The organism is Nonomuraea sp. MG754425 (assembly GCF_021699195.1).
Taxonomy (GTDB): domain Bacteria; phylum Actinomycetota; class Actinomycetes; order Streptosporangiales; family Streptosporangiaceae; genus Nonomuraea.
The window spans coordinates 143,165-157,057 of record NZ_SSXE01000017.1; the positions used below are offsets into that span (position 1 = coordinate 143,165).

14 protein-coding genes and 2 pseudogenes are annotated in these 13,893 nt (G+C 68.3%); 6 read left to right on the plus strand and 10 right to left on the minus strand.

From position 1 onward, the window contains the following. Positions 1-100: 100 nt before the first annotated feature. Positions 101-199: pseudogene (locus FAF44_RS56350) on the plus strand (hypothetical protein); the annotation flags it as partial. A 195-nt stretch (positions 200-394) separates the two neighbouring features. Here FAF44_RS56350 and FAF44_RS08810 read toward each other — a convergent pair. Further along, positions 395-1,462: a hypothetical protein gene (locus tag FAF44_RS08810; RefSeq protein ID WP_237102540.1), complete on the minus strand. Its 1,068-nt coding sequence runs from the start codon at positions 1,460-1,462 to the stop codon at positions 395-397. Positions 1,463-1,668: 206 nt separating this feature from the next. Then, positions 1,669-1,821 carry a hypothetical protein gene (locus tag FAF44_RS08815; RefSeq protein WP_237102541.1) on the minus strand — a complete coding sequence of 51 codons (153 nt, stop codon included), beginning with the start codon at positions 1,819-1,821 and terminating at the stop codon, positions 1,669-1,671. A 358-nt stretch (positions 1,822-2,179) separates the two neighbouring features. Here FAF44_RS08815 and FAF44_RS08820 point away from each other — a divergent pair, with 358 nt between their 5' ends. The 4 genes from FAF44_RS08820 (at position 2,180) to FAF44_RS08835 (ending at position 5,483) form a co-directional block, all read left to right on the plus strand. After that, entirely contained in the window at positions 2,180-3,109 is a 930-nt protein-coding gene (locus FAF44_RS08820; protein WP_237102542.1) for an alpha/beta hydrolase, read from the plus strand. Between the two features lie 33 nt (positions 3,110-3,142). Continuing rightward, positions 3,143-3,598, plus strand: a complete 456-nt coding sequence (locus FAF44_RS08825) for a GbsR/MarR family transcriptional regulator (protein WP_237102543.1) — start codon at positions 3,143-3,145, stop codon at positions 3,596-3,598. A 9-nt stretch (positions 3,599-3,607) separates the two neighbouring features. After that, a complete protein-coding gene (locus FAF44_RS08830; protein ID WP_237102544.1) occupies positions 3,608-4,420 on the plus strand; it encodes a class I SAM-dependent methyltransferase in 813 nt (270 codons plus the stop codon). Positions 4,421-4,556: 136 nt separating this feature from the next. Then, positions 4,557-5,483: a Tn3 family transposase gene (locus tag FAF44_RS08835; protein WP_308193304.1), complete on the plus strand. Its 927-nt coding sequence runs from the start codon at positions 4,557-4,559 to the stop codon at positions 5,481-5,483. 249 nt (positions 5,484-5,732) lie between these two features. Here FAF44_RS08835 and FAF44_RS08840 read toward each other — a convergent pair whose 3' ends face one another. The 6 genes and pseudogenes from FAF44_RS08840 to FAF44_RS08865 form a co-directional block, all read right to left on the minus strand. After that, entirely contained in the window at positions 5,733-6,155 is a 423-nt protein-coding gene (locus tag FAF44_RS08840; protein WP_237102546.1) for a nuclear transport factor 2 family protein, read from the minus strand. Between the two features lie 28 nt (positions 6,156-6,183). Then, positions 6,184-6,468, minus strand: a pseudogene (locus tag FAF44_RS08845) (multicopper oxidase domain-containing protein); the annotation flags it as partial. 90 nt (positions 6,469-6,558) lie between these two features. Then, on the minus strand, positions 6,559-8,034 hold the full coding sequence (locus tag FAF44_RS08850) for an FAD-dependent monooxygenase (RefSeq protein WP_237102547.1): 1,476 nt from the start codon (positions 8,032-8,034) through the stop codon (positions 6,559-6,561). A gap of 157 nt (positions 8,035-8,191) precedes the next feature. Next, entirely contained in the window at positions 8,192-9,130 is a 939-nt protein-coding gene (gene sigJ, locus FAF44_RS08855) for an RNA polymerase sigma factor SigJ (protein WP_237102548.1), read from the minus strand. After that, on the minus strand, positions 9,082-10,221 hold the full coding sequence (locus FAF44_RS08860; RefSeq protein ID WP_237102549.1) for an FAD-dependent oxidoreductase: 1,140 nt from the start codon (positions 10,219-10,221) through the stop codon (positions 9,082-9,084). The genes sigJ and FAF44_RS08860 overlap by 49 nt, the downstream gene beginning before the upstream one ends. A gap of 246 nt (positions 10,222-10,467) precedes the next feature. Beyond that, positions 10,468-11,217 (minus strand): SDR family oxidoreductase, encoded by a 750-nt coding sequence (locus FAF44_RS08865; protein WP_237102550.1) that lies wholly within the window; start codon positions 11,215-11,217, stop codon positions 10,468-10,470. Between the two features lie 61 nt (positions 11,218-11,278). Here FAF44_RS08865 and FAF44_RS08870 point away from each other — a divergent pair, with 61 nt between their 5' ends. After that, positions 11,279-11,668, plus strand: coding sequence for a MerR family transcriptional regulator (locus tag FAF44_RS08870; RefSeq protein WP_237102551.1), 390 nt, complete (start codon positions 11,279-11,281; stop codon positions 11,666-11,668). Positions 11,669-11,858: 190 nt separating this feature from the next. Here FAF44_RS08870 and FAF44_RS08875 read toward each other — a convergent pair whose 3' ends face one another. Both FAF44_RS08875 and FAF44_RS08880 read right to left on the minus strand, forming a co-directional pair. Then, positions 11,859-12,410: a GNAT family N-acetyltransferase gene (locus FAF44_RS08875; protein ID WP_237102552.1), complete on the minus strand. Its 552-nt coding sequence runs from the start codon at positions 12,408-12,410 to the stop codon at positions 11,859-11,861. A gap of 535 nt (positions 12,411-12,945) precedes the next feature. Beyond that, positions 12,946-13,854, minus strand: a complete 909-nt coding sequence (locus FAF44_RS08880) for a dioxygenase (RefSeq protein ID WP_237102553.1) — start codon at positions 13,852-13,854, stop codon at positions 12,946-12,948. Positions 13,855-13,893: the final 39 nt, after the last annotated feature.

The following is a 13,893-nucleotide window of genomic DNA, read 5'->3' on the forward strand; positions in this document are numbered from 1 at the left end:
TCGACGAACGCCCCAACCGGCCTCATGCCGACGACAACCGTGCCCTGTTTTCCTCAACGCCAAGGGCGGACGGCTGACCGCCCGCGCTGCAGGCGGCATCATCGCCGAGATCGCCCAGACCGCCGGGCTGGACGATCCCACCACGGCGCACGTCCTGCGCCACACGCTCGCCACCACGCTGGTCCGCGGCAAGACCGACCTGGTCCTGGTCGCCGAGATCCTTGGCCACGCCCGCCTGGAGACCACCCGCCGCTACAGCTTGCCATCCGACAAGGGCAAGGAAGACGCCCTCAAATTGATCACAGTTGACCGCCGACCGCATGCCTGCCTGCGGAAAAGGGCATCAAGATCGACTCATGGCCGGTTTTACCCGTATCTCGGCTGGACCCGGTTGTCAGGCCGAACCGCGCATCTCCGCAGCGACCGCCCGTTCCCGCAACTGGGCCGCCTCGGCCCGTGTGGCCTCCAGTTCGGCCCGGAGGTCCTCCAGACGCGTCCGCTCCAACCGCAACTCCCCCTCCAGCCGATCGCGCTCCTTGACCACCGCCTCGACCTTCGCCTTCTCCCGCCCAGCCGCCTTACGCTCGCGGGCCAGCGCCGCGGCCCCTTCCTCCTCCAGCGCCGCCACCCTCCCCAGCAGCCGTTCGGTCTCGGAGACCGCCTGCGCGACGTCGTTCAACGCCAACGCGCGGTCACGTTCGGCGTCGGCGGCGGCCCGCTCTGCCTGGACGGCCCGTTCCACGGCCCGCTCCCGCTCCCGCACCGCCGCCTCCTCACGCGCCTGGGCCCCGATCGCCTCGCGTTCGGCCTGCTCACGCCGCCGCAGGGCGTTCGCCGTCTCCTCCCGGGCGCGATCACGTTCCTCCAGAGCGAGCGCGGTGTCCTCCTGCGCCTGTACGGCCCGCGCTCCGGCCTCCTCGGCCTGCCGGCCCGCCAGTTCCGCTCGCTCGGTGAGCTCCCGCACGGCCTGATCCTTGGCCTGCTCGGACAGCTCGGCCCGGTGGTCCGCCTCCGTGGCACGGCGTTCGGCCAGCCCCGCTCGACGCTTGGCGTCCTCGGCGGCCTGCAACGCCTGCCGTTCGGTGCTCGCGGCCTCGCGCAACGCGGCCAGTGCCTGCTCACGCGCCCGCTCGGCGTCACCCAACGCGGTCTCGCGCTCGCTCTCGGCCTCCTCGAGCCGCTGACGCATCTCGGCCGTCTGCCTGCGGGCATGCTCGGTGGCCTCGCGCGCCAGCCGTACCTGCTCGAACGCCTGCTCCCGCTCGGTACGCGCGATCGCCACCCGCGTGTGCGCCTCGGCCTGGACGGCACTCAACTTGGCCTCGACCCCGGCGGGACTCAACTCCTCCGCCAGCGCCCGTGCCAGCGGCTCGATGGCCGAGGCCAGCCCGCTCTCCATGCGGTCGTACAGTTGCTCCGCCCTGGCCAGCGCGCCTTCCAGCCCGGGGGTCGCCCGCCGCATCTCCCGCTCCCGCTTGGCCGCCGCCTGACAATCCTTCTCAGGACAGTACGCCTTCGGCCGCCCTCTCCCCCGCCGCTGCTCGATCGGCGCACCACAGTGCTTGCAAGGGGTCACCGACGCGACCTCCCCTTCAAGCTGTCGGGTGCCGGCGTCGCTGACCTGCGGTTCGTCATTGGTGTCCGAGGTGGTCACTGGGCCTTGCCTTCTCATTCGTAGGAGCGGATCTCAGAAAACGGAACGCCGTCCAACTCCGGGCCATGCGTCGAGAACAGATCCATACCAGGCCAGGGCACCTGCGCCCGCGACCCCTCGCCGAGGTCTCGGCAGATCGCGCGTACCGAGCGGATCTCCACCGTCACGCGATCAGCCTACCATTTTTGATTTTCCAGAAAATCAAAATCAGAAAAGCCGATCTGTTGCGCGATGGGAACCTCCGCCAACTTGCGAGAAGGAAAGATTCCCGCAAGTAACGATGAACGCATCAAGCCCCCTCCCTTCCCGCGGTGTGAGACTCGTCATCTGAAGCTGGGCGTTCGTCCAGCCCGCGAGGTCAGTGTGACGGGTAATCCAAACTCCCCATCACTCGTGGATGCCGCCAATGTGCCGAGGTGACCAGCGGTGCGCAACCCTTCTTCCGCGGATACAGCCTTCCAGATTGACATTGCTAGCTATTTCAGTCATGTTTGAAATCACTAGCCAACAAGTGTGGAGCAAGCCATGGAACACGTGACCTTCAACAGCCTCGGCACCCGCTGCGCGGGCGATCTCTACCTGCCCGAGACGAGCGACCCGGTCCCCGGACTGGTGCTCGGGCACAGCGGGGTGATGGTCAAAGAGGCGCTGGCGTTCTTCGCGCCGCACTTCGTCAAGGCCGGCTTCGCGGTGCTGGCCATCGACTACCGCACGGTCGGCTCCAGCGAAGGCGAGCCGCGCGGCCTGGACTACCCGGAGCGGCAGGTGGAGGACTTCCGCAGCGCCGTGTCCTACCTGCAGACCCGCCCCGAAGTACAGCCGGAGCGGATCGGGGTGTGGGGGGTGAGCATCGGCGGCTCGGTGGCGGCCCAAGCCGCCGTGCTCGATCAGCGCATCAAGTGCGTCGTCGTGCAGAGCCCCAGCGTGTGGAACGGATGGCGGTACCTGGAGCGCCTCCTGGGCCGTGCCGGTGCCCACGCGCTGCGCGACCAACTGCAGCAGGACTGGCAACGGCGCTACGAAGGCGGGCAGAGCGCTCGCGTGCCGCACCTGACGCTGGAGGGCGACAGCGTGAAGGACACCCCGGACATGTCGATGCGCCTGTTTCCCACCTACCGCAACGAGAAGACCCTCGACTCAGCCGAGCACCTGCTCACCTTCGCACCGGAGAACCTCATCCACCGGCTCGCGCCGACGCCGCTGCTGATGATCGCCAACGGCGGCTGGGACCCGTACCACATGCTCGAGGAGGCGCAAAGCGCCTTCGCCAAGGCGGGCGAGCCCAAGCGGCTCGCGGTGCTGCCCTACGACGTGCTCGGCCTCTACACCGGCCCTGGCCTGGAAGAGGCGATGGCGCTCGCGATCGACTGGTTCGACCTCTACCTGCGCAGGACCCGGCTCGCGGACATCACCCCGACACCCACCTACGAGTCGGTGGCCGCCATGACAGAGTGAACCGGCACACGATCAACAACGGAGGACGCGACCATGAGCACTGAGGAACAGCAGGACCGGCTGCTCCGCTGGGTGGAACGGGTGGCCGCCTTCTGCGTCGAGGAGTGGGGGCTGCCGCCCATCACCGGACGCATCCTCGGCTGGCTCATGATCTGCGATCCGGCCGAGCAGTCCGCCGGCCAGATCGCGGACGTGATCCAGGCCAGCCGGGCCTCACTCACCTCGAACATGCGCTTCCTCACGGCCATCGACCTGGTCAAGAAGGTGAGAAGGCCCGGCGATCGCGTCTCCTACTACCGCATCGAAGACGACGCCTGGCAGAAGGTCATCCAGCGCAAGCTCGAAAGCCTGAGCGCGTTCGGCGACATCGCCGACGAAGGGCTCGACATCACGGGCGGCGAGGGACACCGCACCGAGCGCATCAAAGCCGCCCACGACTCCCTGACGTGGCTGCAGAACCTCGCGGCCCGTCATCCGCTACGCCGTTAAGGAACCCCCATGCACCGCTGGCAACCCAAGCTCGGGCTGATCCAGGAAACGCTGCTGCTCACTCTGCACGCCAGAGCCCTGGACGCCGGGCGGCCCAGCCCCATCCTCGGCGACACGCTCTCCGCCGACCTGGCCGGCAGAATCGATTACGACTTCGGCAAGCTGAAGGTCAAGCCCAACCTCGTCCTCACCACGGCACTGCGCGCCAAGAAGCTCGACGGCGTCGTCCGCGCCTACGTCGCCGCTCATCCCGGATGTGTGGTGCTCGACCTGGGCTGCGGCCTGGACACCAGGATGTTCCGCTGTGATCCCCCGCCCGGCGTCGACTGGTACGACATCGACTTCCCGGAAGTGGTGGACCTGCGGGCCGAATGCCTGCCCGGCCGTTCTCACCTGGTCGGAGCCGACCTCACCGGCTCCGACTGGCTCACAGCCATCCCCGGCGACCGGCCGGCGATGATCGTCGCCGAAGGGCTGCTCCCCTTCATGCCCGGCGACTCCTTCCAGACGATGACCTGCGCGCTGACCGGCCATTTCCCTTCGGGCGAACTCGCGCTCAACGGCTACACCCGCTTCGCCGCCTGGTCCATGAAGTACCACCCGACCATCAAGGCGCTCGGCATCAAAGCCGCCCAGGGCTTCGACGACCCACACGAACCAGAGTCCTGGGACGCCGGCCTCGAACTGATCGAGGAGCAGATCCTCACCCGCGCACCGGAAACAGCCCGGTTCCCGCAACCCCTGCGCGCGCTCACCCGTCTCACCGCCCGCAGTACAGCCTTGTCGCGGCAAGGGGCCCGCATTCTCCGCTACCGATTCTGACCGACCCCGCCCGCGGCAGTCGCGACAGACATCGTCCTTCAGCTCGTGAACGTGCCGCCGAAGGCGGCTCGGGCGGTGGAACGGAAACCCACACGAGTGCGCCCGCTCAACGAAGATCGCGCACTATCAGCGAGCCGTGCGAACGAGCCTTAGCGTACGTTTCCGTTCCCCACGCTCCGAAGGCCGGCTCGGCGAGGACGAGGCGTGGCCGGAGCTGGAGGAGGTGCTGTCGAACAAGACGATCGACTGGGATGTGATCGGCCGCCACTACGACCAGATGATCAAGTACGCGACCGCGTTGCGGCTCAAGACCGCCGAGGCCCACCAGATGCTGCGCCGCTTCACCCGCGGCGGCCCCAAACACCCGACCTACCAGGCTCTCGAAGAGCTGGGCCGTGTGATCAGGACGATCTTTATCTGCGAGTATCTCGCTGATGAGGCGCTGCGCCAGGAGATCCACGAGGGCCTGAACGTGGTGGAGAACTGGCATTCGGCCAACAAGGACATCTTCTACGGCAAGGCGGGCGACCTGACCGGAGACGACCGCGAGAGCGTCGAGGTGTCCGCGCTCGCGCTGCACCTGGTCCAGGCCTCGATCACCTACCTGAACACAATCCTGATCCAGGCCGTCGTACGCGATGCGAGGTGGCGCAAGAAGCTGACTCCGGTCGATCTGCGCGGCTTGTCCGCACTGTTTTGGACCCACCCGAACCTGTACGGCAAGCTGGACCTGGACCTGGAGGGGCAGGCGCGGGGCGAGGACCTGCGTGAGCTACGGCAGGGCGACGGCGATGCCGCGGCCGCCGAAGAAGGTGGCGAACGTCTCGATGGGCAAGACCGCGCGGCGGGCGGCTTCGGGGTGGCCGGAGGGGTTGTGCAGGTGGAGCAGGCCGTGGTCGCGTCACCGAGCAGCGTCATCGGCTCCCTGTCCAGTCCCGGTGAGGATCTCAACGCCGGTCGCCGGTACGGCTTCACCGCCTCCCAGCCCGCCGACGGGCTGCGGCCCTGCGCGATCCAGCCCGAGCCGAGCCCGACGACGTCGACGAGTAGGCCGGAGTCGTGAGGCCATCAACTGTCTGTTCTGCTCGAGGAAGGCCCCCCGGCCGAGGCTCTGACCCGGGGTCGTTGAGCCGGATCAGTGTCGCGGCGACCAGCGGCGGCTCTCGCGACGAACCTCCTGACGTCACAACGCCACGCACGGTGCGTGCATACGAGCAACCTCCCAGCCAGGGCCGACAGATCCCGTTGAAGACCCGAAGTCAGTCAGGGCTGAGTCAGACCCGGTGGGAGGTGCTCACCGACATCATCTCTGTCAGGGTTCGAGGTCGGTCGCTCCCTGGCCGCTCGGCATGTCGAGCGGAACGGAGATCTGGTCGTGCGTGATCAGCCAGGTGCCGGCGATTTCTCGGAAGCAGAATGTCCATCGGACCCACATTCCGTCCGTCGAGGTCCCGCCTTTCAAGGTGCCGGCGAGTCGGGCGAAGCAGTGCCCGAACGCCACACCCTCGCCCACGGTGAGCTTCAGGTCGCGAACCTCATAGGTCACTTCCTCGAAGACCGCGAACACGTTCGCCCAGTTCTTCAGCTTCGCGTCTCTCCCTACATGCTGGAGTGGCGGCTCGATGTCGAAGGAGACGATGTCCGTGGCGTAGAGCTGCTTCAAGCCTGCGATGTCTTTGTTTCGGACGCCTTCGGCTAGCTTGTCGATGTGATTTCTGAGTTCGGTTTCGCTCACTTGCCTGGTTCCCTTCATTCGTTGTGGGTCAGATGACCTCAGGGTTGGCCATCATTCCCATGTCCTCGTGTTCGGCGTTGTGGCAGTGAAAGAGGTAGCGGCCGCGGTAGCCGTCGAAGCGAGTGATGATCTCGGCTGCTTCGCCTGGCCGTAGCGAGATGATGTCCTTGAGACCCGCATCGTGGGACAGCGGGGCCCTGCCGCCGCGTGCGAGCACCCGGAAGCCGACCAGGTGCAGGTGGACGGGGTGGTGGATGTCGGCGATCAGCCGCCAGACCTCGATGTCGCCGAGGCGGGTGGTGACGTCGGTGCGGGCGGGGTCGAACGCCTAGGCCATCACGTCGCGAGTGCGGCTTGTGCCCAGCCGGTTGATGATGCGGCCGCCGGCCGGGATCTGCTGCGGCTACCCATCGTGCGCACCGTGAAGACCAGCGGGGCCGAGCCACGTCGTGAGGGCGGTCCGGAAAGCGTCCAGGTCTGGCTGCTCGCCGGCGCGGGTGACCCAGGCGACGTGTCCGTCGGGACGGATGAGTACGGCGTCCGCGCCGAGGTCGGAGCCCTTCGCAGGATGGGCGCGGACGAGATCGACTCGGTCCGCCCAGCCGGTCACGACGGCGTCGAGCGGCGGGAGAGCGCCGAGATCCAGCAGAACCGCGCGAGCGCGGTGCAGCAGTTCGTAGACGCGACCGTGTTCGAGGTCGAGATCCGGCATCCGCATGCCGAGGAGGTCGTCCGTCCCCGCCATCGGATACCTGATGTCGGTCGCCGTGATCATCCCGGCCAGGCGCAGCCGTACCTCGTCGATGCCGATGAGATCACCCAGCACCTCGCGCAGAGCGGAGGTGTGATCGTCCACCCGCCAGAGGGCGGTCTGGGCGCGGGTGTTCTGCAGGACGCGGGCGGCGACCGGGTGGCGTTCTGCCTGGTAGGTGTCGAGCAACAGGGCCGGGGCCTGGCCGCGGACGACGGCGGCGAGCTTCCAGCCGAGGTTGACCGCGTCCTGCACGCCGGTGTTCAGGCCCTGCCCGCCTGCCGGGAAGTGGATGTGCGCGGCGTCGCCGGCCAGGAGGACGCGGCCTTCGCGGTAGCGGTCGGCCTGGCGTGCCGCGTCGCCGTGCCGGGAGAGCCAGCGCGGCGAGTGCATCCCGTAATCCGTCCCGGCGATCTTGAGCACGGTCTTGCGGAGGGTCTCCAGGGTCACCGGTTCGTCCCGGCCGGCCACGTGATCGAACTCGTTGGTCAGCACCCGGTACCAGTCCGGACCGTAGGACAGCACCGAGAATCTGCCGTGCTCGCGTCCCTCCTGGAAGATGTCGGCGGCGGGCGGCTCGGCGAGCTCGACGTCGCCGAGCATCGCGGTCATCGTGGCCGGCGTGCCGGGGAAGGCGATGCCGGCGAGCGCGCGCACGGTGCTGCGGCCCCCGTCGCAGCCGACAAGGTAGTCCGCCCGGACGCGCGACCCGTCCGCGAGCTCCACCGTGGCGCCCGTCTCGTCCTGGGTGAACCCCGTCACCTCGGCGTCGCGGCTCAGCCGTACCCCCAACTGCGCCGCGCGCTCCTCCAGCAGCCGTTCCACCTCGGCCTGCAAGATGAGCAGAGTGTACGGATATCTCGTCGCCATATCGGATAGGTCGAGACCGAGTCCGGAGAAATGCACCTCCTGTCGCGGCCGTCCGCGCTCGAGGAACCCGTCGAGCAGACCCCGCTGGTCGAGCACCTCCATCGTGCGGATGTGCAGGGCTCCGGCCCGCGATTCCACCGTTCGAGGCTCCGCGGCCCGCTCGAGGACGAGCACATCGATCCCGGCGAGCCCCAGCTCGCACGCGAGCGTCAGCCCGGCCGGCCCTGCTCCGGCGATCACTACCTGGGTATCGGTCATGGTCAACTCCTTGGTCATCTTTCAGTCGAACGGGTCAACACGCGCAGAGGAGACGGAGAAGCGTTCGTCGATCGCCTGTCGCCCCGCTTCTCCGGCGGCACCTTCGCTTGCACCAGACATGCGCGATCGCGACTTACTGCGCTGCGGCTGCCGACTCCTACCGGCTGATCTGACGCGGAACCGTCAGTGCGAGGAGTTTGTCCGGGTTGCGGATGGAGTAGAGGTGGGTGATCTTCCCGTCGACGACATCGGCCAGGACGACACCCTCCAGGTGGTCGCCGCTGTAGGCGGCCATCGCGGGCGTGTTGTTGCAGTTGACGATCTCGATACGCAATTCAGGCGACCGCCCCGGGCGGACCAGTTCCATGACGAGCGCGGCCACTTTCTCCGCGCCCACCACCGGCCGGCGCGTCGCGGTGACCTTGCCGCCGCCGTCGGCGGTATACGTGGCGTCCGGCGCGAGCAGCGAGAGTAGCTCTCCCATGTCACCGGTCGCCGCCGCGGACATGAACTGCTCGGTGATCCGCGTGCACGTCCCGGCGTCGACGGGGTCGAAACGCCTGCGCCGCGCCTGTACGTGCCCGCGGGCGCGGTGCGCCATCTGGCGCACCGTCACCACGGATCTGTCCACCACTGCGGCGATCTCGTCGTAGTCGAACTCGAACACCTCGCGCAGCACGAACACCGCGCGCTCGTCGGGGGTGAGCGTTTCGAGCAGCACCAGCATCGCCATCGACACCGACTCGGCGAGCACCACATCGGCCGACGCGTCGTCCTCGCTGAGCAGCAGCGGCTCGGGCAGCCAGGAACCGACGTACTCCTCGCGGCGGCGCTTACTCGCCCGCAGGGCGTTGAGCGCCTGACGGGTCACCAGCCGCGCCAGATACGACTTGGTGTCGCGCACCGCCGCGAGATCCACCTTGGCCCACCGCAGATAGCTGTCCTGCAGCACGTCGTCGGATTCTGTCGCCGAACCGAGGATCTCGTAGACGATCGTGAACAGCAGTGGCCGCAGTACGGTGAACCGCTCGGCATGCTCGTCGGTGGTCAGCGGGCGGCCGCCACCTGCGCGAGCCGCGGTCCCGGCTTGGACCACACGATGGTGCCCGGGTTGCGGCCTTCCATGCCGATGCCCATCATCGTCTGGCGGCACTGCTCCTCCTTCATCTGCGCGCCCTCCTGCCCGTCGAAGTAGGTGTCCAAGGGAGTGTCGTCCGCGCGGACGAGCTGCTTTATACCGGCATGCCTGCCCAGACTGATGCACACCCCCTTGAAACCCTGATCGATCACCGCCGGCGCGGTTCCCGCGATGCGGCTCAGCACGGCGTCGGCGGCCTGCACTCCGAGCGGTATCGCGGACTGGCAGCTCATCCGCAGCGGCCGGCCCGACGGTGAACCGGCGTCACCCGCCGCGACGATGCGGTCGTCATCGACGCTGACCAGCGTTTCGTCCGTGAGCAGCCGACCCAGCTCGTCCACGCGCAACCCGCTGACCGCCGCCAAGCCCGGCACGCCGAAGCCCGCCGTCCAGATGGTGAGTTCGCTCTGCCGTACCGCACCATCGGTGAGGACGACCGCGTCCCGCCGGACCTCAGCCACCGCGCTGCCCTCCAGCACCGTGACAGCGTTCTCGGACAGCCACGTCGCGACGGATCGGCGGCCAGGAGCGCTGAGGGTGGGGGCCAGGGTTCTCCCGTCGACCAGAGTGACCCTGCGCCCTTGTTCGGCGAGCTCCGCGGCGGTCTCGATGCCGGTCAACCCGCCGCCGACCACGGTGACCACGGCATCCGCAGGCAGCTCCGCCAGCCTGACGCGCAGCCGCTCGGCGGATTCGAGGTCGGCGAGCGAGTAGGCGAATTCGGCCGCGCCCGGCACGGAGGAGGGGACCGCGCCGGTGCTGCCGACCGCGTAGATGACGTAGTCGTAGTCCAGCGCAGCGCCCGACGCCAGCTCCACTGTGCGGGAGGCGGTGTCGATCCGGGTGGCGTTGTCGACCACCAGCTTGATTCCGTCGCCGAGCATCGTGCCGTAGTCGACCGAGGGGTCGTAATTGCCGGCGACGAACTGGTGCAGCCGGATCCGTTCGACGAACGTCGGGCGGGAGTTGACCAGGGTGATGTCGACGTCGTCGCGCAACTGGAGGTGGTTGGCCGCGGCCGTTCCCGCGTATCCGCCGCCGATGACCACGATCTTGTGTGAAGTGTTGTGTACAGTCACGCCCTCAAGACACCGGGGACCGCAGCGACGTGACCGGAGGCGACGTGACGTGCGTCACTCCACACATGAGCGCGGAACACGTGCACGTGGCAGAGCCTTCGGCCCATCCCAGACTGTGACACAGAATATGTACTACCTGTCACACTGACCCTCGCGGCCGGGACTACGCCCAGCTCGCGGCGAGCCGGCCGGGACGCGACTCGGCCGCATTATGTGTCACATCGACGTGCAGGAGCTGCAGTGAGTTCCTCTGGTGGCATCAACCCGTGCGGTGGACCGGAACCGGATGGCGAACTCCCGCGGGTCCTTGCTCAGTGAAGCCTTGACCATTTCGGTGAACTCATCGACAACGACCTCGAACGCCTCGGCCTCGACGCCATCGAGAGCGGCACGCGCGACATCCGCCGCGGTCATCTTCGGTACATCGAGGCCCTTGGTCATGTCGGTGTCGGCAGCCCCGAGGTGCACCGAGGTGAGACGGGTTCCCTGTCCGGCCAATTCCTGGCGCAGCGCGTTGCCCATGCTCCACACGGCGGCCTTGGAGACTGCGTACGCGCTGGCCCCGGGGAAGACGAACCATGAGGCGGACGAGGCGATGTTGAGGATCGCGCCTCCACCGTTGTCAGCCAGGACCGGCGCGAAGGACCGGATCATGGACAAGGTGCCCCAGAAGTTCACGTCCATCGTGGCGCGGACGCTGTCGAGATCGCCGAGCAGGGTTCCACCCCCGATGCCGGCATTGTTGACCAGCAGGTCAACGTCACGAGCCTCGTGGGTGACGGCTGCGACGGAATCGGGATCGGTGATGTCGAGGGCGAGAACCTCCACGCCGTCGAGATCGATGGACTCGGGCCGGCGGGCCGTTGCGTAGACCTTCGCGCCCCGCTCGGCGAGCTGGGCTGCGAGGTGGCGGCCGATGCCGCGGTTGGCTCCGGTGACGAGCGCGGTCGCTCCGTTGATGTTCATGCCCGTACGCTAGAACCTCACGTCGGCGTGAGGTGCAAATCGGGAACAGCCAGGAGGGACGATGCGTATCGGAGAGGTCGCCGAACGCGCGGGGGTCAGCGTCCGCGCGCTGCGCTACTACGAGGAGCAAGGACTCGTCGTCGCCGCCCGCGGCGCCGGGGGCCAGCGGGACTACTCCGATTCGGACGTCGAGCGGGTGAAGTTCATCCAGCTCCTCTACGCGGCCGGGCTGCCCAGCAAGGCGATCCTGCACATCCTGCCGTTCCTGGACACCCTCGTGGCGACACTGGAGATGACGCAGCGGCTCACGAAGGAACGGGACCGCATCCAGGCCCGACTGCACGATCTGACCCGGGCACGCGACCGCCTCGATGAGCTGATCGGCTTTGCCGCCCAGTACACGGAATCATCGACGGCACAGTGTCCACCGCGCGTGCACGCTCCCGCATGACCATCACTCCTCCTGCGCCGACTGTCTCGGCGCCTTCACCGAGCAGTCTGCAACCTCAATCAAAGTTGAGGTCAAATCTGGTCATCGTGAGGCCGCGGGCGCAGGCGCACGTGAAGGCTGCCCTGGTCAGCCCGCCGCTGGTTCGGTGAGCAGAGGATGATGATGCCGGCCCGTCGGCTGATCGAGAAGTTCACGGCGAACGCAAGAACACCACGATGTTCGCCGTCGGCCCGGTCAGGCGCCGCCAGCCGAGTCGTTCGTAGAGCCTGATCGCGTCGGCCGCTTGCGGGGCGGTCAGCAGCCAGCAGGGGTCGGTGCGGCCGCACAGGAGGTCGAGGATTCGTCCCGCGAGGCCCTGTCCGCGCGCGTGTGGGCTCACTGCCAGTTCGTCCACCTCCAGCGCTCCAACCAGCCGCGTTTCCACCGCGTCACCGAGTTCGGCACGGACGAGGTCGTAGGCGCGGCCCGTGGGGAAAGGTCTTGGGGTGCGCCATGCCGTACCGAAACCAGCGGGTTCGCCGTTGTCGCTGGCCAGCACCGCCGTGAATCCGGGGCGTCGCGCGTCCGCGGTCAGGCGTTCGGCGAAGGCGTCGGCGGCGCGCTCGTCCTCGTGCCATGGCGGGCCGCCGAACGCGGCACGGTAGAGCTTCACCAGGTGAGAGGTGCGGGGCAGGATCTCCTGACCGGTGAGACGTTCGAGGTTCACGCGGGCACCCGCACCTTTCCGATGCTCGAGGTGCACGTCAGCGTTCCATGACCGGACGGAGGATGGTGCTGCGCAGACGAGATGACTGCCAGACGCGCCCACGTGCCTCGGCGTTCTCCCGGCAGCGCCGGTACGGCCGGCATCGCCACGACCTGACTGGGGATCATCACGGTCAGCATGATACCGGCGGTCGCCGCGTCGCGACCGGCGTCATCGTGCAACGGCGGCGTCACCCAGGCCGGCTCGCAGTAGTACAGGGCGGAGTAGCCGGCCGACAACATGGTGATGTGCCAGGCCGTGTCCGGCGGTGTGGTAGCCGGTGACCAGTCCGGGCGAAGCGCGTTTGACCACGGCGGGCAGCAGTGGACGGGCCGTTATTGCAGCATGGGGCTTGTTTCACGCCCGCCATGCCCAGCGCCGGACAAGCACCAGCGGATGGATCTTCCCGTCGGGAATGCGCGGTCAACTGCTGGCCTCGAAGCATGTTTCCGCTGCCTTCGCCTCGTGGCCGAGCGGACTTTTCGTCGGCTGGTCGCTCGCCCGGCACAACCGGGCTGGGTCAGGACTCCTGCTACGCCGCTTCAAAGGACCGGCGGGACAGGCCGACGCCGTAGCCGTCGAGCCTGGTCACGACCGGCGCGGACGGGTCGGTGGCCGCGCCGAGGGTGACGAAGAGCGGCGTGAAGTGTTCCACGGTCGGATGCGCGTACGGCATGCCGGGGGCGGCGGTGCGGAAACGGGCCAGTTCGGCGACGTCGCCGCGGGCCAGCGCGTCGGCGGCCCAGGCGTCGAAGTCGGCCGACCAGCCGGGCACCTTGTTCTCGGTGAACATCTCCCGAGTCAGGAACGGCAGGCCGTGGGTCATATGGCCCGAGCCGATCACCAGCACGCCCTGCTCGCGCAGCGGCCGCAGGCGCTCGCCGATGGCCAGCAGCCGGTCGGGGTCCTCGGTGGGCAGGCTGAGCTGCAGCACCGGGACGTCGGCGGCCGGGTACATGATCTTCAGCGGTACCCACGCGCCGTGGTCCAGGCCGCGGTGGGCGTGCCGGTGCACGTGCTCGGAGTCCGGCATGAGCCCGGTCACCTGCCGCGACAGCTCGCCGGCGTCGGGGGTGTCGTAGCGGAAGGTGTGGTACAGCGGGTCGAAGCCGCCGAAGTCGTAGACCAGCTCGTCGGGCCGGTCGGCGCTCACCGACAGCGGCGCGGACTCCCAGTGCGCGGAGACGACCAGGATCGCCTTCGGCTTGGGCAGGGCGCGGGCCCAGTCGTGCAGCGGGGTGAGCCACTCGGGGCTCTCGAAGGGCAGGGGGCCGCCGCCGTGGGACAGGTAGAGGCTGGGCAGCGGCCCGTCCTGCGGCGTCCACGGCCGGTGCGGGTCGGTGGTCTCTAGGGCGGCGACTCGCCCCAGATGCGCGGCGAACGGGTGTGCGGCCGGGATGCGGGCGTCGGCGGCGGTCGGTGAGGCGTGGGGCGTGGTCATGCGGGTTCCTCGGTGCTGGTGATGCTGCGGTGTGCCATG